Consider the following 21,787-nt stretch of genomic DNA (forward strand, 5'->3'; position numbering starts at 1 on the left):
TTCGTGGGCGATCAGTTCGTGCATCTGCACAATCACACCGAGTTCTCGATGCTCGACGGGATGGCGCAGATCGAGCCGCTGTTCGCGGAGGCGTCGCGTCTCGGCATGCCGGCCGTCGGGATGACCGACCACGGCAACATGTACGGCGCCTCGGACTTCTACAAGCAGGCCAAGAAGGCCGGGGTCAAGCCCATCATCGGGATCGAGGCGTACGTCGCCCCCGAGTCGCGGTTCGAGAAGAAGCGCATCCTGTGGGGCGAGAAGCACCAGAAGAGCGACGACGTCGCCGGCTCGGGCGCCTACACGCACATGACGATGGTCGCCGAGAACGCCACCGGCCTGCGCAACCTGTTCCGGCTGTCCTCGCTGGCCTCGTACGAGGGACAGCTGGGCAAGTGGGCGCGCATGGACGCCGAGATCCTCGCCGAGTACTCCGAGGGGATCATCGCCACCTCCGGCTGCCCCTCCGGCGAGATCCAGACCCGTCTGCGCCTCGGACACGTCAAGGAGGCCTACGAGGCCGCCGAGAAGTGGCAGTCGATCTTCGGCAAGGACAACTTCTTCCTCGAGCTCATGGACCACGGGATCGACATCGAGCGGCGGGTCCGGGAAGACCTGCTCAAGCTCGGTAGGGACCTGGGCATGCCGCCGCTCGTGACCAACGACTGCCACTACGTCACCCGCGAGCAGGCCCACGCCCACGAGGCCATGCTCTGCGTGCAGACCGGCAAGACCCTCGCCGACGAGAACCGCTTCAAGTTCGACGGCGACGGCTACTTCCTCAAGTCCGCCCAGGAGATGCGCGCGCAGTGGGACTCCGAGGTCCCCGGAGCCTGCGACAACACACTGTGGATCGCCGAGCGCGTCCAGCCGTACGACGACATCTGGACCCCCCGTGACCGGATGCCCAAGTTCCCCGTCCCCGAGGGCGAGACGGAGGACACCTGGCTGGCCAAGGAGGTCCACAAGGGCCTGCAGTGGCGCTTCCCGGACGGCGTGCCGCAGGAGTACATCGAGCGCGCGAACTTCGAGCTCGAGGTCATCAAGGGCAAGGGCTACCCCGGCTACTTCCTCGTGGTCGGCGACCTCATCGAGCACGCCCGCTCGATCGGCATCAAGGTCGGCCCCGGCCGAGGCTCCGCCGCCGGCGCGCTGGTGGCGTACGCGCTCAAGATCACCAACATCGACCCCATCGAGCACGGCCTGCTGTTCGAGAGGTTCCTCAACCCCGAGCGGCCGTCCGCGCCCGATATCGATATCGACTTCGACGACCGGCGTCGCGGCGAGATGATCCGTTACGCCTCTGACAAATGGGGCGCTGACAAGATCGCCCAGGTCATCACCTTCGGCACCATCAAGACCAAGGCGGCCATCAAGGACGCCGCCCGCGTCAACTTCGGCCAGCCCGGCTACGCGATCGCCGACCGCATCACCAAGGCGCTGCCGCCCGCGATCATGGCCAAGGACATCCCGCTGTCCGGCATCACCGACCCCAAGCACGAGCGGTACGGCGAGGCCGCCGAGGTGCGCCAGCTCCTCGAGACCGACCCCGACGTCAAGCGGATCTACGACACGGCCCGCGGGCTCGAGGGCATGGTCCGTCAGGCCGGCGTCCACGCGTGTGCGGTGATCATGTCCTCCGAGCCACTGCTCGACGTGATCCCCATGTGGAAGCGCGTGCAGGACGGCGCCATCATCACCGGCTGGGACTACCCGTCGTGTGAGGACATCGGCCTGCTCAAGATGGACTTCCTGGGCCTGCGCAACCTCACCGTGATCGGCGACTGCCTGGAGAACATCAAGCTCAACCGCGGCGAGGAGATCGACCTCGACACGCTGAGCACGGACGACCAGGCCACGTACGACCTGCTCGCCCGCGGTGACACCCTGGGCGTTTTCCAGCTCGACTCCGGCGGCATGCGCGAGCTGCTCAAGCGGATGAAGCCCACCGGCTTCAACGACATCGTCGCCGCCCTCGCCCTGTACCGACCCGGCCCCATGGGCATGGGGACGCACTGGAACTACGCCGACCGTAAGAACGGCAAGCAGGAACTGGTGCCCATCCACCCCGAGCTGGAGGAGCCGCTCAAGGAGATCCTCGGGGAGACCCACGGCCTGATCGTCTACCAGGAGCAGATCATGGCCATCTCCCGCGAGCTCGCGGGATACACGGCCGGTGAGGCCGACGGCTTCCGTAAGGCCATGGGCAAGAAGAAGGCCGAGGTCCTGGCCGCGGAGTACGAGAAGTTCTCGGGCGGCATGTTCGAGCGCGGGTTCTCCAAGGACGCCGTCGACGCGCTGTGGGGCACCATCGAGCCCTTCGCCTCGTACGCGTTTAACAAGTCCCACGCCGCCGGCTACGGCCTCGTGTCCTTCTGGACCGGCTACCTCAAGGCCAACTACCCGGCCGAGTACATGGCCGCACTGCTCACCTCCGTCGGTGACGACAAGGACAAGGCCGCCCTGTACCTCTCCAACTGCCGGCAGATGGGCATCAGGGTGCTCCCCCCGTCGGTCAACGAGTCGCTGACCAACTTCGCCTCCGTCGGCAAGGACATCCGGTTCGGCCTCGGTGCCGTGCGCAACGTCGGCGCCCAGGTCGTGGACTCGATCGTCGCCGCACGCGAGGCCAAGGGCGAGTTCACCGACTTCTCGGACTACCTCGCCAAGATCGATCAGACCGCCTGCACCAAGAAGGTCACCGAGTCGCTCATCAAGGCCGGTGCCTTCGATTCGCTCGGCCATCCGCGAAAGGGGCTGTTCCTCGTCCACGCCGACGCGGTCGAATCGGTGATGTCCACCAAGAAGGCCGAGGCCGTCGGCCAGTTCGACCTCTTCGGTGGGGGAGACGACACCGCGGCCGACACCGGCTTCGGTGACGTGTTCGCCGTCCGCGTGCCCGATGAGGAGTGGGACACCAAGCAGAAGCTGGCCCTCGAGCGCGAGATGCTGGGCCTGTACGTGTCCGGCCACCCGCTCGACGGGCTCGAGGCCGCACTGGAGGCCAAGACCGACACGAACATCGCCACGATCCACGAGGGCGAGCTGGCCCACGGCACCGCCGTGACGATCGGCGGGATCATCTCCGGCGTGGACCGACGGGTCAACAAGAACGGCGAGCCGTGGGCGATCGTGACGATCGAGGACTTCAACGGCAGCGTCGAGGTGCTGTTCTTCCCCAAGACCTACCGGATCGCGGCTCTGGACATCGCCGAGGACGCGGTCGTGCTGGTCAAGGCGAGGATCAACATCCGTGAGGACCGCGTGTCGGTCTTCGGCGACACCCTCGAGGTGCCGGACCTGGTCGTCGGCGGCAACGGTGCGCCCCTCGCGCTGACGCTGCAGACGCGGATGTGCACCATCGAGACCGTCACGGCGCTCAAGCAGGTCCTGGTCCGCCACCCCGGCCCCTCGGACGTGCACCTGCGGCTCGTCAACGGCAATTCCTCGACCGTCCTGCGGCTCGACGACCAACTGCGGGTCGAGACGTCGTCCTCCCTCATGGGAGACCTCAAGGCGCTACTCGGCGCCGGCTGCCTCGCGGGCTGACCGCGGCCGCCCGGCGCACGCGTGCCTCGCCGGGCGGCCGCGCGCCGCGGCGCACGCTTGTCTCGCGGGCTGACGCCGCGTCGTGGCGCACGCGGCGACCGGTTGGCGGTGATCGTAAGGACGGTGGGACACTGATGGTTGTGACCGCCACCGAACCCGCGCCCGCCCAGGTCGTGACCACCGACGACATCGACGCCGCAGCCCGCCGGATCGGCGACGTCATCCGGTCGACCGACCTGCAGGCCAGCGAGCGGCTCAGCGAGCAGACCGGCGCGCGCATCCTGCTCAAGCGGGAGGACCAGCAGGCGGTCCGTTCCTACAAGATCCGCGGCGCCTACAACCTCATGGCGCAGCTGACCGGCGACGAGCGCAGCGCGGGCGTGGTCACCGCCAGCGCCGGGAACCACGCCCAGGGGGTGGCGTTCGCCTGCCGGGTACTGGGTATCAACGGCCGCATCTACGTGCCGACCAACACGCCCAAGCAGAAGCGCGACAGGATTCTCGCCCACGGCCGCAGCTGGGTCGAGCTCGTCGTGACCGGCACGAACTTCGACGCCGCCCAGTCCGCGGCCCGCGCGGACGCGAAGCGCACCGGGGCGACGATGGTGCCGCCGTTCGATCACCCTGACACGATGGCCGGGCAGGGCACGATCGCCGCCGAGATCCTCGCGCAGCTCGACGAGGTCCCCGACGCCGTGGTGGTGCCGGTCGGCGGCGGCGGGCTGGCCGGCGGCATCGCGACCTATCTGGCCGAGTATGCGCCGGACTGCAAGATCATCGCCGTCGAGCCCGCCGGTGCCCCGTCGCTGACGAGGGCACTGGAAGCGGGGGAGCCCGTCACCCTGGACAAGGTCGACACGTTCGTCGACGGCGCCTCCGTCGCCCGGCTCGGTGACTTCCCGTTCGGCGTCATCTCCTCGATGACCGAGAGGATCCAGGTCCTCACGGTGGACGAGGGCGCGGTGTGCACCGAGATGTTGGAGCTGTACCAGAACGAGGGGATCATCTGCGAGCCCGCCGGCGCGCTGGCGGTGACGGCCCTCCACCAGCTCGACATCGACGAAGGCGCCACTGTCGTCTGCATCGTCTCGGGCGGGAACAACGACGTCTCGCGGTACAGCGAGATCATCGAGCGGTCCCTCGTCCACAAGGGTTTGAAGCACTACTTCCTGGTGAAGTTCCCGCAGGAGCCGGGCCAACTGCGTCGCTTCCTCGACGAGGTCCTGGGGCCCGAGGACGACATCACGCTGTTCGAGTACCTCAAGCGCAACAACCGCGAGTTCGGCGCGGCGCTCGTGGGCATCGAGCTCGGGTCGGCCACCGGCCTACACTCGCTGCTCGAGCGCATGGGCGCCTCCCGCATCGACTGCGAGCGCCTCGAGCCCGGTACCGCTGCGTACGAGTACCTGACCTGACCTGACCTGAACGGGCGGGCGGCATGGTTCGAGCCGTCGGTCCCGTGAAGACGAGGAGGCCCCTGCTGGACAAGCGCTCGTCCAGCAGGGGCCTCCGGCCCGGAAAGGGGCCCCCGGGTCGGGCCAGATCTCAGTTGAGCGGCGAGTTCTCCGAGGTCACTCTGCCGGAGCGGCCGAGCCCCCGGCGCCGCCGATGGTCTCGAAAAGACCCGCGATCGACCCCTCGGGGATCTCACCCAGCGAGCCGGTGAGACCGCCTTCCTCGTCGTCGGATGCCGACTCGATCGACCCGCTGATCACTTCCCCGAATCCGTCCGGGTCGATGACGCCGGCGAGATCGCCGATCGAGCCGGACGATCCCTGGGCGGCCGCGACCGCGGTCGCGATGGAACCCGAGTCCAGAAGACCCGCGATAGAACCGGCGCTGTCGGTGTCGGCCCCGCCCTCGCCGGTCAGGGATCCCTCGACCGAGCCCCTGTGGCGTACTGCGCCCCCGGCCCCTCGCGAGGGCTTGTGCCCTGAGTCCGGGAGCGACGCCAACATTGCAATCGCGTCGCGTGATTGCCAACACATTTCCGCCTACCTGAGCGGACGTGGAAAACTAGCTCTACCAGGCTAAATAACCGAGCGAAGCGAACGGGGATTCGATTCCGCCGGTATGTGGGCGGCCCCGCGCGTCAGCGGGTCCGCACCACCGCGAACCCGAACGCCTGGCAGAACACCGAGTCCGCGTCGGCCACCGCGCCCGAGGCGAACACCGCGTCCGCGGCCAGCGGGACCCGGCACGGTTCGGTGCCCAGGTTCACCACCAGCGCCAATGATCCCCGATGGACCACCAGCCAGCGGTCATCGTCGGCCTCGACACCGGACTCCACTCGGACCGGCGCCAGCCACGGATCGCTGAGCTCGGGCTCGGCATTACGCAGGGCGATCAGCGCGCGGTAGACGCGCAGGATCTCGGCGTGCTCGTCGCGGGTCTGCTCCGTGCGGTCGAGCACCGAGCGGCGGAACGTCTCCGGATCCTGCGGGTCCGCCACCGTGTCGGGATCCCAACCCATCGCCGCGAACTCGCGCGTCCGTCCCTGCCGCACCGCCTCGGCCAGCTCCGGCTCGAGATGCGAGGTGAAGAAGCAGAACGGCGTCCGCGCACCCCACTCCTCGCCCTGGAACAACATCGGGGTGAACGGCGAACACAGCACGATCGCGGCCTTGGCCAGCTGCTGCTGCGGCGTCAGATTCATCGATGGGCGATCACCGGCCGCGCGATTACCCACCTGGTCGTGGGTCAGCGTGTAGGCGACGAACCGACTGCCCGGCACCCGGTTCACGTCCAGCGGCCGCCCGTGCACACGACCCCGGAAGGACGAATAGGTTCCCGCGTGCAGGAACGCGCCCGTGAGCACCTGCTGCAGCGACTCGAGCGACCCGTAGTCCACGTAGTAGCCCTGCCGCTCGCCGGAGACGGCGGCGTGGACGGCGTGGTGCACGTCGTCGTCCCACTGCCCGTCCAGCCCGTACCCGCCGGCCTCGCGCGCGGTGACCAGCCGCGGGTCGTTCTGATCCGACTCCGCCACCAGCGACAACGGCCGCCCGAGATGGGTGGACAGCGACTCGACCTCCACCGTCAACTGCTCCAGCAGGTGCACGGCCGACGCATCGTGCAACGCGTGCACGGCATCGAGGCGCAGCGCGTCGACGTGGAACTCGTCGAACCAGCGCAGCGCGTTGTCGATGATGTAGCTCCGCACCTCGCCCGAGTGCTCGCCGTCGAGGTTAAGCCCCGATCCCCACGGCCCGTCGGCCGACGACAGGTACGGCCCGAACTCCGGCAGATAGTTCCCCGACGGACCCAGATGGTTGTAGACCACGTCCAGGCACACCGCCAGACCACGCGCGTGGCAGGCGTCCACGAACTGCTGGAACGCGTCGGGCCCGCCGTAGGGCTCGTGCACGGCGAACCACGCCACGCCGTCATAGCCCCAGCCGTACTCGCCGTTGAACGCGTTGAGCGGCATCACCTCGACCATGTCCACGCCCAGCTCGACCAGCTCGTCGAGGTGCTCGATCGCACTGATCAGCGTCCCGTCGGGCGAGAAGGTGCCCACGTGCATCTCGTAGATCACCGACCCGGCCAGTTGCCGGCCGGTCCACGCCGCGTCCGTCCAGCGGGACGGGTCTACGCGGTGGACCCGCGACAGCCCGTGGACCCCGTCCGGCTGACGCGTCGACCGCGGGTCGGGACGTGGGGGGCCGACCTCGTCGTCGTCGCCTGTCACCACGAACCCGTAGTCCCTGCCCTGTTCCCGGGGGACGCCGCACGTCCACCAGCCGTCCGCGGCGCGCCGCATCGGGACCGGATCGGCGTCAGGGGAGTCCAGGACCAGCCCGACCGCGCGTGCCTCCGGCGCCCAGACGGAGAACATGTCGGCGCTGGTGGCTGTGGTCGAGGTCGATTCGCTCGGTGAGGTCACACCGCCCAGAGTAGGGAAAACCGGTGCCCGCGGGGAGGGGTCGGGTCCGACCGCCGCGCCGCGTCACCGCCACCGGGCGCGATACTGGGGTCATGACCGCATCGCCGCCAGTGCTCAGGCTCTCCGCCGGACCGGACGTGACGGGGGAGTACGAGGAGAAGCGCTCCAGGTTCGTGGCGGTGTTGAGACGGTGCGACGACGAGGAGGACGCCCGCGCACTGATCGCCGACCTCCGCTCCGCGCATCCGGCGGCTCGCCACCACTGCAGTGCCTTCATCGTGGGCGACCCCGGGGCCGGCCCGATCGAGCGGACCAACGACGACGGCGAGCCGTCCGGCACCGCCGGGACACCCATGCTGGACGTCCTGCGGGGAAGCGGGCTGACCGGCGTGTGCGCGGTGGTCGTCCGGTGGTTCGGTGGCACCAGACTCGGCACCGGCGGCCTCGCCCGCGCCTACTCCGCCGCCGTGAGCGATGCCGTCGAGCAGGCGTGGAGCGACGGGCGCGTCGTGGAGGTGACCCGGACCCCCGCGTGGACGGCCGCGGTCGACCACTCCGTCGCCGGTGGACTCGAGGCGGCCCTGCGCTCGGCCGGCGTCCGTATCCTCGACGTGGACTACGGCCGTCGTGTCGGGTTCACGGTGGCGGGGGAGTTCGGCGTGATCGGGCCGATCCTCGCCGCCCGCACGTCCGGGGGCGTCGAGTGGGAGGCGGCGGGTGTGGCCACCACCGAGGACGCGGCGACGCGCCGGAATGTGGGATCCTGACGGTATGAGCATGCAGCCCTACCAGCCGAACTCGATCGAGGCCCAGAAGCAGCAGGTCCGCAAGGACGCGCGGAACACGGCGATTGCGCTGGGTGTGACTGTGGTGTCGCTGCCGATCGCGTTGTTCGCGAGCTCGTTCTTCACGCTGGTGGCGATCATCGCCGGGATCCTGACGATCTACAACGGCAACAAGGTCCGCAAGGCCATCTCCGGCAAGCCCGACCAGAAGCGCGAGCTGTACTGAGCCGTCGCCAGCCGCTCGCCGGCCCGAACGGCTGGATGCAGGTTAACCGTGGCGGCGCACGACGTCGCCCAGGTCCGCGCGCTCGGCGCGGAACGTGTTGGCCGGGTGGTTCTCGTCCGGGTAGCCGAACGCGATCCCGCACACGATGAGCCGGTCGTCCGGGATCGACAGGTGCTCGCGGACCGCGTCCGAGTACAGGGCGATCGCGGCCTGCGCGCACGTCGCCACGCCCAGAGAGGTGGCCGCGGCCAGGAACGTCGACACGTAGCCGCCGCAGTCGACCGCTCCGTAGGTGCCCAGCCCCGCGTCCGAGGTGATGACCGCGACGTGGGGGGCGCCGAAGAAGCGGTAGTTCTCCAGCATCTGGCGCAGTCGCGCCTCCTGGTCCGACCGCTCGATGCCCAGCGCGGTGTAGAGGCCGTAGCCACTGGCCCGCCGACGGTCTCCGTAGACGCCGTCGTACCGCTCGGGCGCCGGGAAGTCCGAGCGCATGTCGTTGGCCAGCACGTGTTCGGTGAGGTGCTTGCTGAACGCGGCCGTCGCGTCCCCGGTCACGAGGTCGACCTGCCAGGCCTGCGAGTTGCACCACGACGCCGTGCGCTGGGCCATCCGCAGGATCTGCTCGATCGTCTCCTCCGGCACCGGCTCCGAGGTGAACCCGCGGCAGCTGTAGCGGTCGTCGAGGATCCGCTCGAGCGTGGCGGCGGCGTCGAGTGTGGCCGGGGCGATTGAGGCGGAGTCGGTCATAGGTCCTCCAGGGGGGCTCCGGGGCAGTGTGATCCCAGTCTCCCACGACGCCTCGGCCGGCGGTGCGAGCGGCCAGCCGGCGTGGACGGCCCGGTTTGGGCCCTCCGACAGTCCGCCGACAGCCAGGCTTGGCCCGCCGACGTTCTGCCCCTCGGATCGTCATCTGCCCTAGGAACTCCTGGGGCAACTCGCAACCCGAGGGGCAGAACGCCGGCGGCATCGGCTGGATGTCCACGCTGGTGGGACTTTCGCTCGTCGTGGGCGCGACTCGTGAGGTTCCGGCTCGCCCGGCCGGAGCTCGTCCACTCGCCGCCCCGCCCGCGGTGATCAGGCAGGTCACTCGGCTGTCCGCACGCAGTCACAGGTGCCGCCGCGATCCACAGGAGAGCGAGTCGAGCACCGGGATGAGCCGGAACCGGCCCGATGAGCACCGAGGATCTGGCCATGGCTACTTTCGATGACCTGCGAGCACTTCTCCACACGACTGAGCAGTTGATGGCGGCCGGCTTCAGCACCCAGTCGCTCGGTCGAGCAGTCGCCTCGGGCGATCTGATCCGGCTGCGGCCCGGCTTCTACGTCGAGCGGTCCACGCGAGAGCTCGGGCGAGAGGAGCGGCACCTGCTCATGGTGCTGGCGGCGGACCGCGCCCTCGGGTGCCCGGTGTTCACGCACTGGTCGGCAGCACTCGTCCTCGGGTTGCCGGGCTGGGATCTGCCACTCGGGACCGTGTCGTTGTCCCGCGTGGGGCACGCCCAGAGATCCCGTACCACCAGACTGACCAGGCATGACGTGACCCCGCTGGCGGAAGACGACATCGACGTGGTCGACGGACTTCGCGTGACCCGCCCAGAACGCACCATCGTGGACGTGGCCAGGACGTGCGCAGTACCGGCGAGCGTGGCGGTCGCAGACGCAGCCTTCAAGGCGGAGGCGGTCACCGCGGCCTCAGTGGACGACGCGCTGAGCCGCGCGGCCGGTAGGTCCGGCGTCAAACGCGCGCGGGCCGCGCTGGCCCGAGTCGACGCCCGCAGCGAGAGCGTCGCGGAGACCCGCAGCCGCCTGATCTTCGAGGACTACGGTCTCCCCGAGCCTCAGACACAGGTCGACATCTTCGATGCCCACGGCCACTTCGTCGCTCGCGTGGACTTCCTCTGGCCGGAGCTCGGTCTGATCGGCGAATGCGACGGCTTCGGCAAGTACCTCGATGGCGCGGACGCGGCAGAGGCCCGGCGCCGACTGGGGGTGGAGAAGGATCGCGATGCCGCGCTCATGGCTCTGGGCTACCGGGTGCTCCACTGGCGCTGGGCGGATCTCGACAGGCCCCGGCTACTGGCGCAGCGCCTTCGGTGCGTGATGTACCCGGCCGTCGCCTGATTCCGGCAGCTGACCGTCTCACGATTCGCCCCGCGAACGTCGATCCGCCCTCCAGTTATCGATCTGCCCTAGGAACTCCGAGGGCAAATCGTCATCCGAGGGGCGGATCGCAATCCGAGGGGCGGATCATCAATCGAAGGGCGAATCGCCGTCCCGAGGCTGCGCGGGCACTTGGAGGCTGCGCGGCGCGCTCGGTAGGCTCCGAGCGCCCTTGGTAGGCGCCGCGGCGCGCTCGGTCGGCCCCACGGGACACGGCGAGGCACCAGCCGGGCTCTGCGAGAGAGGCGTGGACCGGCGCCGCGCGGTTATCCTCGGGCCATGGGTGTGCGGGTGGACGCGTGGACGTGGTCGGTGCGGCTGTTCCCGTCGCGGACCAAGGCTGCGGCCGCCTGTCGGGGTGGCCACGTCAAGGTCAACGGCGAGGCGGTGCAGCCGTCGAAGAACGTCGTGCCCGGCGACCGGGTCCAGGTGACGGGCGCGCTCGGCCGGATCCGCATCCTCGAGGTGGTCGAGACGGTGAGTAAGCGGGTCGGCGCCCCGGTGGCCGCGACGTGCTACATCGACCACTCGCCCCCGCCGCCGCCCAAGGAGGTCCTGGCCTCGCAGCCGCGGCGGGACCGCGGCGCGGGCCGACCCACTAAGCGCGAACGGCGCGAGACCGACCGGCTGCTGGGCCGCGGCTGAACCCGGGTCCGCCGCCCGGCCCGAAAGCCGACCGTCCCGCCTCAGTCCTCGCGAACGATCACCACGACGGGGCTCGCGCTGAGCAGTTCGCCCACGTCCACGCGGCCGCAGATCGTCGAGCCGTCCGACCGCACCGCCCACGTCCCCTCCGGTAGCGGGATCACCGTGCCAGCGAGGTCGCGGGCGCTGAGCGCCGCTGTCCGTCGCCGGGCGATCAGACCGACCGCCGCGCGGCCGTCGACCGACCGCGTGAACGCGACCACGTCCGCGGCCGCGGGACCGTGCACGGGGAGCGGCACGTGCGTTCCGCCGACGAGGTCCGCCGGGTGCGCGCGGCGGATCCGGAGCAATTCGCGGACCAGCGCGAACTTCGGGTGGCCGGCGCGGGCAACGGCGCCCGAGCGCAGCGGACCGTAGTCCACGAACCGCCGGTTGTCCGGGTCGACGAGCGAGTCCTCCCACACCTCCGTGCCCTGGTAGATGTCCGGCACGCCGGGGGAGAGCAGCTGCACGGCCTTGGCGACGAGTGCGTTGTCGCGTCCGGCCGGGGCGATGCGCTCGACGAACGGGCCGATGAGCGCGGCGCCGGAGTCGAGGAGGGTGTCGATCCACTGGTGCGCGGCGGACTCGAACTCGGCGTTCTGCTCGGTCCATCTGGTGTGGACCGCGGCCTCCCGCAGGGCCTTGTCGGCGTAGTCGTGCAGGCGCGAACGCAGCTCGTCGGCCGGGGCGCCCGGTTCCGGCCACACGCCCACGACGACCTGCAGCAGGAAGTAGCCGGCGTCCTCGGCGGGCGGGGGATAGGCCTCGAACACGCGCGAGACCAGGTCGGCCCACGCGTCGGGGACCTGCGAGAGCACCGAGATCCGGGCGCGGACGTCCTCGCCGCGCTTGGTGTCGTGAGTGCTCAGAGCGGTCATGGCCAGCGGTGTGGCGCGGGCGCGTTCGGCCATCGCCAGGTGGAACGCCTCGACGGACATGCCCATCCGCCCGGGCGAGCCGCCGACCTCGTTGAGCGAGACCAGGCGCCCGAGGCGGTAGAAGAGCCGGTCCTCCTCGGCCTTCGCGGTGGCGGCGCCGGTGACCTGCGCGAGCCGCGTGGAGGCCTCCCCGCCGCGGGCGAGTGCGCTGGCCACGAGCCGCAGGGCGGGCGCGAGCTCGGGCCGGTCGCGGCGCAGGCCGTCGAGGATGGCTGGGAGGGTGCCCCGCAGGACGGGATAGTCGGCCCGGTAGAACGGCGTGCGCGCGATCACCGAGACCAGGGCCTCGCGGAGGTCGCCCTCCTCGACGTCGTCGCTCGTCGACCCGCCGTGCCCGGCGGCGGCCCCGCGACGCACGACACGGGCGAGCCGCGCCAGTTCGGGCGCGAGGTCCTCGGCCACGATCTGCCGTTTGAGCTCGGCGGACTGCGCGTGGACCCGGTCCTCGTCGCCCGGGTCACCGCTGTAGCGCGCGGCGAGTTCGGACAGCCGGGCCTCGCCGGAGGCGTCGACGAGCAGCTGGTCGACGAGCCGCAGGGCGTCGTATCCGGTGGTGCCGTCGACGCCCATGGCGGGCTCGAGGACCTCGTCGGGCGCGAGGATCTTCTCCACCAGCACGAGCCGGTCCGGTCCGACGAGGTCGCGCAGTCGGCGCGCGTAGCCCACCGGGTCGGACAGTCCGTCCGGGTGGTCGACGCGGATGCCGTCGACGAGGTCCTCCTCGCACCAGCGGCGCACCTCGGCGTGGCTGGCGTCGAAGACCTCGGGGTCCTCCTGCCGCAGCCCGGCCAGGCCGGTGACGGTGAAGAACCGCCGGTAGCCGAGCAGCGGCTCGCGCCAGTGGACGAGCCGGTAGTGCTGGCGGTCGTGTACCTCCTGCGCCGTGCCGTCCCCGGTGCCGGGCGCCACGGGGAAGCGGTGCTCGTAGAAGCGCAGCTCGGCCTCCCCACTGGGGGAGTCGTCAGGGGCGACGACGACGAGGTCGGCCACGTCCTCCGGGGAGCCCAGGACGGGTATCGCGATCGCGCCGTCCGCCCCGTTGGCCTCCTCGATGTCGAAGTCGAAGAAGCGGTGGTACACCGAGTCGGGGCCCCGCCGCAGCGCGTCCCACCACCAGGGGTTGGTAGCCGGCTCGTCCACGCCGAGGTGGTTGGGCACGATGTCGGCGATCAGCCCCAGCCCGTGGGCTCGGCACGCCGCGCGCAGGGACCGCAGGGCGTCGATCCCGCCGAGCTCGGACGAGACCTCGGTGGGGTCGACGACGTCGTAACCGTGGGTCGAACCGGGCGTGGCGGTCAGGACGGGCGAGAGGTAGACCGCGCCCACCCCGAGGTCGGCGAGGTAGGGCACGAGTTCTTCCGCGTCGGCCAGGGTGAAGCCGCGGCCGTCGGGGTCGGAGGCGGGGGTGCGCAGCTGGAGGCGGTAGGTGCTGGAGAGCACGTCGACCCGGGCCCGCGGGCCCGACCCCGCACCGTTCGCGGCGTCGCCCATCAGCGCAGCTTCCGCAGGACGGCCGTGCCGCGGCCGGCCACGACGAGGGTGCCGTCGGAGGGCAGGTCGCCGTTGTGGTCGCCGGCGGGCCGGGTGGTGTCCAGGACGATCTCCCACGCCTCGGCGTACTCGGAGCCGAGCAACGAGAAGTCGATGGGCTCGTGGTGGGCGTTGAACAGCATGAGGAACGAGTCGTCGATGATCCGCTGCCCTCGCTCGTCCGGCTCGCGGATGCCCTCGCCGTTGAGGTAGACGGACAGGGACTTGCCGAAGCCGGAGTCCCAGTCCTTGCTGGTCATCTCCGAACCGTCGGGGGCGAACCACGCGATGTCCTGGGGGTCCTCCTCGCCGCGCACCGGGGTGCCGAAGAAGCGGCGACGCCGGAACACGGGGTGGTCCTTGCGCAGCCGGACGAGGTCGCGCGTGAAGGCGAGCAGGTCCTCCTGCTCCTCGTCGAGGTCCCAGTTCATCCAGGACGTCTCGTTGTCCTGGCAGTACACGTTGTTGTTGCCGTGCTGGGTGCGCGCGATCTCGTCACCGTGGGCGATCATCGGCGTGCCCTGCGAGAGGATGAGGGTCGTGAGCAGGTTGCGCCGCTGCCGGCGGCGCAGGGCGAGGATCTCGGGGTCGTCGGTGGGCCCCTCGACGCCACAGTTCCAGGAGCGGTTGTGGCTCTCGCCGTCGTTGCCGTCCTCCCCGTTGGCCTCGTTGTGCTTCTCGTTGTAGGTCACGAGGTCGTTGAGGGTGAAGCCGTCGTGTGCGGTGACGAAGTTGATGGACGCGCTGGGGCGCCTGCCGGTGGCCTCGTACAGGTCGGAGGAGCCGGTGAGGCGGGAGGCGAACTCGCCCAGGGTGGCGGGCTCGCCGCGCCAGAAGTCGCGCACGGTGTCGCGGAACTGGCCGTTCCACTCCGTCCACAGGGGTGGGAAGTTGCCCACCTGGTAGCCGCCCTCACCGACGTCCCACGGCTCGGCGATGAGCTTGACCTGGCTGACCACCGGGTCCTGCTGGACCAGGTCGAAGAACGAGGACAGCCGGTCGACCTCGTGCAGGCCGCGAGCCAGCGACGAGGCGAGGTCGAAGCGGAAGCCGTCGACGTGCATGTCGAGGATCCAGTAGCGCAGCGAGTCCATGATGAGCTGCAGCGAGTGCGGGTGCCGGACGTTGAGGGTGTTGCCGGTGCCCGTGTAGTCCATGTAGAACTGCTCGTCGCCCTCGACCAGCCGGTAGTAGGCCTGGTTGTCGATGCCTCGGAAGCCGATGGTGGGCCCCAGGTGGTTGCCCTCGGCGGTGTGGTTGTAGACCACGTCGAGGATCACCTCGATGTTCGCCTCGTGGAAGGCCTTGACCATGGCCTTGAACTCGCTCACGGCGTCGCCGGGCTGGCGGGAGAAGGCGTACTCGTTGTGCGGGGCCAGGAACCCGAAGCTGTTGTAGCCCCAGTAGTTGCGCAGTCCCTTGTCGATGAGCGGCTGATCGTGCATGAACTGGTGCACGGGCATGAGCTCGATCGCGGTGACACCCAGTTCGGTGAGGTAGTCGATGATCGCCGGGTGGCTCATCCCGGCGTAGGTGCCGCGCATCTCGGCGGGGATGTCGGGGTGGGTGGCCGTCATGCCCTTGACGTGGGCCTCGTAGATCACCGTGTTGTGGTACTCGTGGCCGGGCGCCCGGTCGTTGCCCCAGTCGAAGTAGGGGTTGATCACGACGGTGGTCATGGTGTGCCCGAGCGAGTCGTCGGTGTTGCGCTCGTCCGGGTTGTCGAGGTCGTAGCTGTGCAGGCTCGGGTGGCCGTCGAAGGTGCCGTCGAACGCCTTGCCGTACGGGTCGAGCAGCAGCTTGGACGGGTCGCACCGCAGTCCGTTCTCCGGCTCGTACGGCCCGTGGACGCGGAATCCGTACCGCTGACCCGGGGTCACCCCGAACAGGTAGCAGTGCCAGATGTGGTAGTCGACCTCCTCGAGTTCCACACGCTGTTCGCTGCCGTCGTCGTCGATCAGGCAGAGCTCGACGCGCTCCGCGACCTCGGAGAACAGGGAGAAGTTCGTCCCGGTGCCGTCGTAGGTGGCCCCCAGCGGGTAGGGGGTCCCCGGCCAGGCGCGGATGAGCTCCGGGGCGGCTTGCGTCACGTCGTCTTGGGTCACGCTGCCCAAGGGTAGTGCCTTTCGGGCCGGTTGACGTCCCCGTGCGAGGAGGGCTCGGTCACCACCAGCCGGTCGCGGGCCCCATCTGACGGGCCAGCTCGCCGGACGCGGAGCGCACCCAGGAGCCCGACAGGTGATGCGAGTCGTGGTAGACGACCACGTTGCCCACCACGGCGGGGCAGACCTCGGGGTCGCACAGTCCGTCGGTGAGGTCGAGCAGTCGCACGGAGTCGAGGCCGGCGCCGGCGAGGGCGGCGGGGTTGATGGGGGAGATGGAGCGCTCGCGCGGCATGCCGCACTCGGCGGGGGTGCCGCCGTCGCCGAGGCAGTCGGAGGCGCGGATCGGGCCGCGGCCGCGGTTGAGCCACGGGGTGTCGCGGATGGCGATGACGCCGATGCCCTGCTCACCGAGCGCGCGCCACAGGTCGACGTACTGGCGGGGGGTGACGTCGGGTCCGACCACGCCGACGGGGCGGGTAGCGGTGGTGAACACGAAGTCCGGGTTCAGTCCCACGAGCGCGGCCAGCGCCTCGGGGGTCCACTCGGCGCAGCTCTCGTAGAGCGGTTCGTCGCCGTCGGAGACCGAGGCGTCGAGGGTGAGGGGGCAGCCCATCTTGAGGACGGTGACCACGCGGAAGCCGTAGTGCCGGCCGACCTCGTCGAGGCCGCTGATCCAGTGCTCGGCGTGGGAGCCGCCGGTGAGCGCGATGGTGCGGGGGGAGGTGACGTCGCCGTAGACGCACATCTCCACCTCGGACGACTCGAAGGTCGAGATGCAGCCGTCCATGGTGCTGGCGGGCAGGTCGTTGCTTACCTGGAGCAGGGAGGGGACGTAGCCGACGTCGTCGGGCGCGGGGACGCCCTCGAGGAACGCCCGCGCGCCGGGGTGGTCCGGGTCGGTGGGGGAGTCGACGTAGGGCACGGCCGAGCGGGAACCGGAGGTGGCGCCCCACCAGCCGACGGTGGCCACGCTGGCAACGGCGGCGACGACGACGAGGGCACTCGCGCGGACGAACAGCCTCTGCTCCCGGGCCGGGCGGGCCGGGCCTCCCCGCAGCCGGTCGCGGGCGGCGGCCGCCGGGGTGGTGCGCCCCCGGGCCCGGCTGGCCATCCGCAACGGTCGTTCGACGTACTTCTCCGTGGCCAGCGCCAGCACGATCGACACGGCGATGATCACCAGGCCGGAGACGAGCGTGATCTCGGCCTCGCGGTCGTGGGAGAGCCACAGGATGAGCAGCGGCCAGTGCCACAGGTAGAGCGAGTAGGAGATGTCCCCGAGGCGCCGGAACAGCCGGCCGGACAGCAGCCAGGTGATCGGGTCCCGGGCCGGGGTGGCGCGCAGGCCGGGCGGCAGGTTCCCGCCGAGGATGATGAGCAGCGCGCCGCCGATGGGGTACCACGCCAGGGGGCCGGGGAAGTGGCCCGCGCCGTCGAAGAGGAATCCGGTGCTCACCACCAGGAAGAGGCCGGCCGCGGTGGTGAGCAGGCGAAGGGGCCAGGGCAGGACGATCCCGGCCAGGATGATCGCCACCAGGCCGCCGACGAGCAGCTCCCACATGCGGGCGGCGGTGTCGTAGTAGTTCCACGGCTGGTTGGTGGACTGTCCGAGTACGGCCCACCACGCCGAGGTGGCGGTGCCCGCGGCCACGATCCCGACGAGGACCCACTTCGGGGTACCGCGGCGGACGAGCCGACGCCAGAGCAGGCTCACGCCGAGGATCACCGCGAGGGCCACCAGGTAGAACTGGCCCTGGACGGACATCGACCACAGGTGCTGCAGCGGCGAGATGGTCGCGTCGGCGGCCGCGTAGTCCGAGGCGGTGAGCGCCAGTTCCCAGTTCTGGTAGTACAGCAGCGAGGCCACGGTCTGCTCGAAGATCGCCGACCACTGGGTGGGCGGCTTGATGAGCACGGTGCCGAGGACGGTCGCGGCGACCGTCACCACCAGTGCGGGGTACAGCCGGCGGACCAGGCGCTTGAGGTGCGGCAGCGGGTTGAGGGGCGTGTTCGGATCGCCGGCGCCGCGCAGGAGCGAGCCGAGGAAGAAGAACCCGGACAGGGTGAGGAACACGTCGACGCCGCCGGAGACGCGTCCCATCCAGATGTGGAACACCACGACCAGTGCTATCGCCAGTCCTCGCAGGCCGTCGATGTCGTGCCGGTAGGCCATCGTCCCGCGGCGCCGGGGGGCGGGCGCGGGAGCGGGGATGGAGGCCACTGGCTGCTACTTCCTGACGTCTCGTCCGGGGCGGTCGCGGGTGGCCCGGCCCGGCATCCGGGCGCCACGCCGGGCGGGGCGGAGCCGGGTCCGATTACACCACAGCGGGTCGGCGTCACCGCCGTTGGTACAGTCGGGCCGCATGACCGGCCCGTCGTCGCCAGGTGTCGTGCGTTCGTCCGACCGTGTGCCCGGCACCGCCCCACGCGCGGCGGGCACGCTCCTCGCCGTCGTCTCCCCGTTTGTCGCCACACTCGCGCTGTGGGCCGTCGCGGCCCCGCGCTCGGAGCTGCTGTCCGTCGGTGACGGGCGCGGCCTGCGGCTGGCCGACTCGGGAGCGGACGGTGGCAGCCAGCTGCTCACGCTCATCGTGCTCATCGGCTTCGCCACGGTGTGCGCGGTGCTCGCGCTCTGGCATCGCCACCCCCGCCTGCGGCGGCCGGGAGGCGTGCCCGCGCTCGCGCTCGTGCCCGGGCTGGCGGCGGCGACGGCCGCGATGGCCGCCACGCCGCTGGCCGATGTGCTCGCCGCGCCGCCGGAGGACGCCCCGTACGGGCAGGTGGTGCGCCAGGCCCCGGCGGCGGGGGAACTCTTCTACGACCGGATGATCTACGGACTGTCCGGCCCGGCGTGGGACTGGTTCCCGCCGGGCGTCGGCTGGCTGGCCCTGGGGACGATGATCGCGGCGTTCACGGTCGCCGCCCTCGCGTACCTCAGCCCCTCCACGGACCTCGACGATTTCTGAAGCCTTCACAAACTCCGACGAGAACCGCGGCGGGGTAGCCCGGCCCCCCAGCCGTCAGTGAGGTCACCGAGATACTGGATCTGGGCCGCGAGGTTAGCTTGAAGGTCGCGGTGCTCCCCGGTCGCGTCGAGGAGATCTTGCCCGTCGGTGGTGGGCGGGAGTATCTGGTCGAAGGCCGCCGCTCGCTCGGAGAGAACGGCCATCTGGTCGCGTTGTTCCAGAAGGTCGGAGATGAGTTCCAGACGTTCGCGGTACATGATCATCGCCGCGACCTGCTCGACCAACTCCCCCCGAATCGACTCGATTCGTTCCTGCTCGCGCTGCCACTGTCGACGAAGCTCTGGCTGTGACCTGGACGGCTTGGGAAGGGCTGTCGAGGCGAACTGGAGAAGGCTCAGCGCTCGTTCCGTCAGCGACTCGAGAGTTCGAGCGATGTCGATGCGATTCGCACCGCCGAGCTCGTCCGAATTCCAGGCGCGGCTCCCAATGATCGCCGCTGCCTGCCACCTGGCCATCCAGATGATCCGCAGTTCGATGTCCGTCGCATCGCCGCGCCCTCCGCGTGCGCCGTCTGAGTCCGGCTCAGTCTCGTCAGGCGGTGCGTTGACCCCGGGTCGGCTCGGCCAGACGAGGACGACGAACCACGCCACGCCGAGAGCGAGCGACAATGCGGGTAACGCCATGGAAGCCACGGCCGCGACGAAGAGGAGCCAGAGAGCGAAGCGGCGAGCTGGCGGGGATCGACGGGCGGCACTCACTGCCGCCGGCGGCTGTTCGATTCGAATCGGCAGCGGGATCGGCAAGGGTAGCTGCTCAGTGACGAGCGCACGCCGCTGCGCATGAGTCAGGTGCCCGGCGCCGGGGTCGAACGGCGGGAGGTCGATGACGCCGGCGATCGGAGCCGTCCGCCTGAGGGCATTATTGACGAGCATGACGGCCTCATCGAAAGCGTGATCGAGCGGGGGCTCGGGACCGACCTGCATGGATCTCCTAAGGGATGGCTACGCGCTAACGGTAGTGAGTCGCGAGATGGTCCACGCGCGAATCGCGCTGCCCGTCCCGAGAGTGGGCACCGCCAGCTGCACCTCACCACCCGCTGCCGGTCGGCGGGCGGAGGGTGGCGAACTGGTCGGTGATGCGGAGTCGCCTCTCGGCGAAGCGGTACAGCCCGGCCGGCCGCCCGCCCGCGGGGCCCGGGGGAGCGCTACGCCCGCACGCCACGAGTTCGCGTCGGCGGGTCAGGACGCGCTGGAGGTTGGTGGGGTCCACCGGATGCCCGAGCGCGGCCGCGTAGAGCTGTGCGAGAAAGGACAGCGTGAACTCCTCCGGCGCGAGGGCGAAGCCGAGGTTGGAGTAGGACATCTTGGCCGCCAGCCGGTCGCGCGCGAGGGCGACGATTTCCGCGTGGTCGAACACCGTGTCGGGCAGCTCGTCCACGCGGAACCACGCGGTGTCGTCGGGCAGGGCCGGGGCGGCATCGCAGGGCAGCACGCCGAGGAAGCCGGAGGCGAACACGCGCCGGCCGGGAACGCGGGCGGGGTCGGAGAACTCGGCGACCGGTTCGAGATGGCTCAGTGACCGCACGTCGACCTTCTCGGCGAGCTGCCGGGTGGCGGAGCCGCGCAGATCCTCGTCGTCACGGACCCCGCCGCCCGGGAGCGCCCACCGGCCGGCGGCGGGCCCCAGGGAGTGTTGCCAGAGCAGCACGTGGAGGGCGGGCGGCGCCACCTCGCCGACCGGCCGCACCTGGCTCACCACGACGAGCACCTCGTGACCGGTGTTACACTCCGTCATGTTTTCGATTATAAGTCGAAAACGCCCCCGGGCGGTTGCCGGAGGGCGCCGTGAGACTTCACCCGGGAGGGGGCAGCGTTGAGCACTGCCACAGGACACAGCACGACGGTCGCGCCGCGGCCCGGCACCGCGATCGGCCGGCTCGATTCGCCGCTGGCGGAGAAGATCCGTCACGACGGGGCCGTGTACACGGGCGTCGAGCCGGACGCCGAGTGGGCCGCGGAGATCCGTCGCCTCGCCGCGGAGCGGGACGCGGTGATCCTCGCGCACAACTACGAGATCCCCGCCATCCAGGACATCGCCCACCACGTCGGTGACTCGCTGGCACTGTCGCGCGTCGCGGCGGCGGCCGAGCAGTCGACCATCGTCTTCTGCGGCGTGCACTTCATGGCCGAGACCGCCAAGATCCTCTCGCCCGACAAGACCGTCCTCATCCCCGACGAGGCGGCCGGCTGCTCGCTGGCCGACTCGATCACCGCCGAGCAGCTGGCCGAGTGGAAGTCCGAGCACCCGGACTCCGTCGTGGTCTCCTACGTCAACACCACGGCGGCGGTGAAGGCGCTCACCGACATCTGCTGCACCAGCTCCAACGCCGTGGACGTGGTGGCGTCGATCGACCCCGACCGCGAGGTGCTCTTCCTGCCCGACCAGTTCCTCGGCGCGCACGTGCGGCGTAAGACCGGCCGCGACAACGTCCTCGTGTGGGCGGGCGAGTGCCACGTCCACGCCGCGATCAACGGTGACCAGCTCACGGCCAAGGCGGGGGCGCACCCGGGCGCGGAGCTCTTCGTCCACCCCGAGTGCGGCTGCGCCACGAGCGCGCTGCACCTGGCCACCGAGGGCGCCGTGCCGGCCGATCAGGTCAAGATCCTGTCCACCGGCGGTATGGTCGACGCCGCCCGCGCCTCGGGCGCCCGCGAGGTGCTCGTGGCGACGGAGGTCGGCATGATCCACCAGTTGCGCAAGGCGGCGCCGGAGATCGACTTCCTGCCGGTCAACGACCAGGCCAGCTGCCCGTACATGAAGATGATCACCCCGGCCGCGCTGCTGCGCGCCCTCGTCGAGGGCGCCGACGAGGTCCACGTCGACCCCGTGACCGCCGAGGCCGCGCGCGGGTCGGTCGAGCGGATGATCGCCATCGGCAACCCGGGGTCGGGGGAGTGA

At 70.5% G+C, this 21,787-nt stretch carries 16 protein-coding genes; 8 read left to right on the forward strand and 8 right to left on the reverse strand.

Annotated features, from left to right (window positions below):
* Nucleotides 1-3: 3 nt before the first annotated feature.
* Together dnaE and ilvA are read left to right on the forward strand one after the other, a co-directional pair.
* A complete protein-coding gene (gene dnaE, locus A6035_RS06670; protein ID WP_108847135.1) occupies nucleotides 4-3,549 on the forward strand; it encodes a DNA polymerase III subunit alpha in 3,546 nt (1,181 codons plus the stop codon).
* Between the two features lie 134 nt (nucleotides 3,550-3,683).
* On the forward strand, nucleotides 3,684-4,964 hold the full coding sequence (gene ilvA / locus A6035_RS06675; protein WP_108847136.1) for a threonine ammonia-lyase IlvA: 1,281 nt from the start codon (nucleotides 3,684-3,686) through the stop codon (nucleotides 4,962-4,964).
* Nucleotides 4,965-5,120: 156 nt separating this feature from the next.
* Here the strand turns inward: ilvA and A6035_RS06680 are convergent, their stop codons facing one another.
* Together A6035_RS06680 and treZ are read right to left on the reverse strand one after the other, a co-directional pair.
* Nucleotides 5,121-5,507: a hypothetical protein gene (locus tag A6035_RS06680; protein ID WP_108847137.1), complete on the reverse strand. Its 387-nt coding sequence runs from the start codon at nucleotides 5,505-5,507 to the stop codon at nucleotides 5,121-5,123.
* Between the two features lie 134 nt (nucleotides 5,508-5,641).
* Nucleotides 5,642-7,387, reverse strand: coding sequence for a malto-oligosyltrehalose trehalohydrolase (gene treZ, locus A6035_RS06685; protein WP_235026611.1), 1,746 nt, complete (start codon nucleotides 7,385-7,387; stop codon nucleotides 5,642-5,644).
* 140 nt (nucleotides 7,388-7,527) lie between these two features.
* Between treZ and A6035_RS06690 the strand changes: the two genes are divergently transcribed.
* On the forward strand, nucleotides 7,528-8,202 hold the full coding sequence (locus A6035_RS06690) for an IMPACT family protein (protein WP_108847139.1): 675 nt from the start codon (nucleotides 7,528-7,530) through the stop codon (nucleotides 8,200-8,202).
* A gap of 4 nt (nucleotides 8,203-8,206) precedes the next feature.
* Nucleotides 8,207-8,446: a hypothetical protein gene (locus tag A6035_RS06695; RefSeq protein WP_108847140.1), complete on the forward strand. Its 240-nt coding sequence runs from the start codon at nucleotides 8,207-8,209 to the stop codon at nucleotides 8,444-8,446.
* A 42-nt stretch (nucleotides 8,447-8,488) separates the two neighbouring features.
* On the opposite strand, the gene A6035_RS06700 is transcribed toward A6035_RS06695, so the two are convergent.
* Nucleotides 8,489-9,193, reverse strand: a complete 705-nt coding sequence (locus A6035_RS06700) for a nitroreductase (RefSeq protein ID WP_108847141.1) — start codon at nucleotides 9,191-9,193, stop codon at nucleotides 8,489-8,491.
* Nucleotides 9,194-9,637: 444 nt separating this feature from the next.
* Here A6035_RS06700 and A6035_RS06705 point away from each other — a divergent pair, with 444 nt between their 5' ends.
* Nucleotides 9,638-10,567, forward strand: a complete 930-nt coding sequence (locus A6035_RS06705; protein ID WP_244192565.1) for a type IV toxin-antitoxin system AbiEi family antitoxin domain-containing protein — start codon at nucleotides 9,638-9,640, stop codon at nucleotides 10,565-10,567.
* Nucleotides 10,568-10,885: 318 nt separating this feature from the next.
* Complete coding sequence (locus tag A6035_RS06710) at nucleotides 10,886-11,251, forward strand: RNA-binding S4 domain-containing protein (RefSeq protein WP_108847143.1); 366 nt, start codon at nucleotides 10,886-10,888, stop codon at nucleotides 11,249-11,251.
* A gap of 41 nt (nucleotides 11,252-11,292) precedes the next feature.
* Here A6035_RS06710 and treY read toward each other — a convergent pair whose 3' ends face one another.
* The 3 genes from treY to A6035_RS06725 all read right to left on the reverse strand — a co-directional run bounded on the left by treY (nucleotide 11,293) and on the right by A6035_RS06725 (nucleotide 18,084).
* Nucleotides 11,293-13,722, reverse strand: coding sequence for a malto-oligosyltrehalose synthase (gene treY, locus A6035_RS06715; RefSeq protein WP_108847144.1), 2,430 nt, complete (start codon nucleotides 13,720-13,722; stop codon nucleotides 11,293-11,295).
* Entirely contained in the window at nucleotides 13,722-15,851 is a 2,130-nt protein-coding gene (glgX, locus tag A6035_RS06720; protein WP_108847145.1) for a glycogen debranching protein GlgX, read from the reverse strand. The genes treY and glgX overlap by 1 nt, the downstream gene beginning before the upstream one ends.
* 73 nt (nucleotides 15,852-15,924) lie before the next feature.
* A complete protein-coding gene (locus A6035_RS06725) occupies nucleotides 15,925-18,084 on the reverse strand; it encodes an acyltransferase family protein (RefSeq protein WP_244192566.1) in 2,160 nt (719 codons plus the stop codon).
* Nucleotides 18,085-18,226: 142 nt separating this feature from the next.
* Here A6035_RS06725 and A6035_RS06730 point away from each other — a divergent pair, with 142 nt between their 5' ends.
* Complete coding sequence (locus tag A6035_RS06730; RefSeq protein ID WP_108847146.1) at nucleotides 18,227-18,829, forward strand: hypothetical protein; 603 nt, start codon at nucleotides 18,227-18,229, stop codon at nucleotides 18,827-18,829.
* A 5-nt stretch (nucleotides 18,830-18,834) separates the two neighbouring features.
* On the opposite strand, the gene A6035_RS06735 is transcribed toward A6035_RS06730, so the two are convergent.
* On the reverse strand, nucleotides 18,835-19,812 hold the full coding sequence (locus A6035_RS06735) for a hypothetical protein (RefSeq protein ID WP_108847147.1): 978 nt from the start codon (nucleotides 19,810-19,812) through the stop codon (nucleotides 18,835-18,837).
* A gap of 103 nt (nucleotides 19,813-19,915) precedes the next feature.
* Nucleotides 19,916-20,623: an NUDIX hydrolase gene (locus A6035_RS06740; RefSeq protein WP_108847148.1), complete on the reverse strand. Its 708-nt coding sequence runs from the start codon at nucleotides 20,621-20,623 to the stop codon at nucleotides 19,916-19,918.
* 132 nt (nucleotides 20,624-20,755) lie between these two features.
* Here A6035_RS06740 and nadA point away from each other — a divergent pair, with 132 nt between their 5' ends.
* Nucleotides 20,756-21,787, forward strand: a complete 1,032-nt coding sequence (gene nadA, locus A6035_RS06745; RefSeq protein WP_167400780.1) for a quinolinate synthase NadA — start codon at nucleotides 20,756-20,758, stop codon at nucleotides 21,785-21,787.

It is taken from the genome of Dietzia lutea (assembly GCF_003096075.1).
Classification (GTDB): domain Bacteria; phylum Actinomycetota; class Actinomycetes; order Mycobacteriales; family Mycobacteriaceae; genus Dietzia; species Dietzia lutea.

Bases quoted from the DNA above. Each gene is read 5' to 3' on its own strand.
- A6035_RS06740 (WP_108847148.1), bottom strand. From the start codon at position 20,623: ATGACGGAGTGTAACACCGGTCACGAGGTGCTCGTCGTGGTGAGCCAG.
- A6035_RS06680 (WP_108847137.1), bottom strand. From the start codon at position 5,507: ATGTTGGCGTCGCTCCCGGACTCAGGGCACAAGCCCTCGCGAGGGGCC.
- A6035_RS06700 (WP_108847141.1), bottom strand. From the start codon at position 9,193: ATGACCGACTCCGCCTCAATCGCCCCGGCCACACTCGACGCCGCCGCC.
- A6035_RS06705 (WP_244192565.1), top strand. From the start codon at position 9,638: ATGGCTACTTTCGATGACCTGCGAGCACTTCTCCACACGACTGAGCAG.
- A6035_RS06730 (WP_108847146.1), top strand. From the start codon at position 18,227: ATGACCGGCCCGTCGTCGCCAGGTGTCGTGCGTTCGTCCGACCGTGTG.
- A6035_RS06710 (WP_108847143.1), top strand. From the start codon at position 10,886: ATGGGTGTGCGGGTGGACGCGTGGACGTGGTCGGTGCGGCTGTTCCCG.
- treY (WP_108847144.1), bottom strand. From the start codon at position 13,722: ATGGGCGACGCCGCGAACGGTGCGGGGTCGGGCCCGCGGGCCCGGGTC.
- A6035_RS06735 (WP_108847147.1), bottom strand. From the start codon at position 19,812: ATGCAGGTCGGTCCCGAGCCCCCGCTCGATCACGCTTTCGATGAGGCC.
- A6035_RS06695 (WP_108847140.1), top strand. From the start codon at position 8,207: ATGAGCATGCAGCCCTACCAGCCGAACTCGATCGAGGCCCAGAAGCAG.
- A6035_RS06690 (WP_108847139.1), top strand. From the start codon at position 7,528: ATGACCGCATCGCCGCCAGTGCTCAGGCTCTCCGCCGGACCGGACGTG.
- treZ (WP_235026611.1), bottom strand. From the start codon at position 7,387: ATGTTCTCCGTCTGGGCGCCGGAGGCACGCGCGGTCGGGCTGGTCCTG.
- ilvA (WP_108847136.1), top strand. From the start codon at position 3,684: ATGGTTGTGACCGCCACCGAACCCGCGCCCGCCCAGGTCGTGACCACC.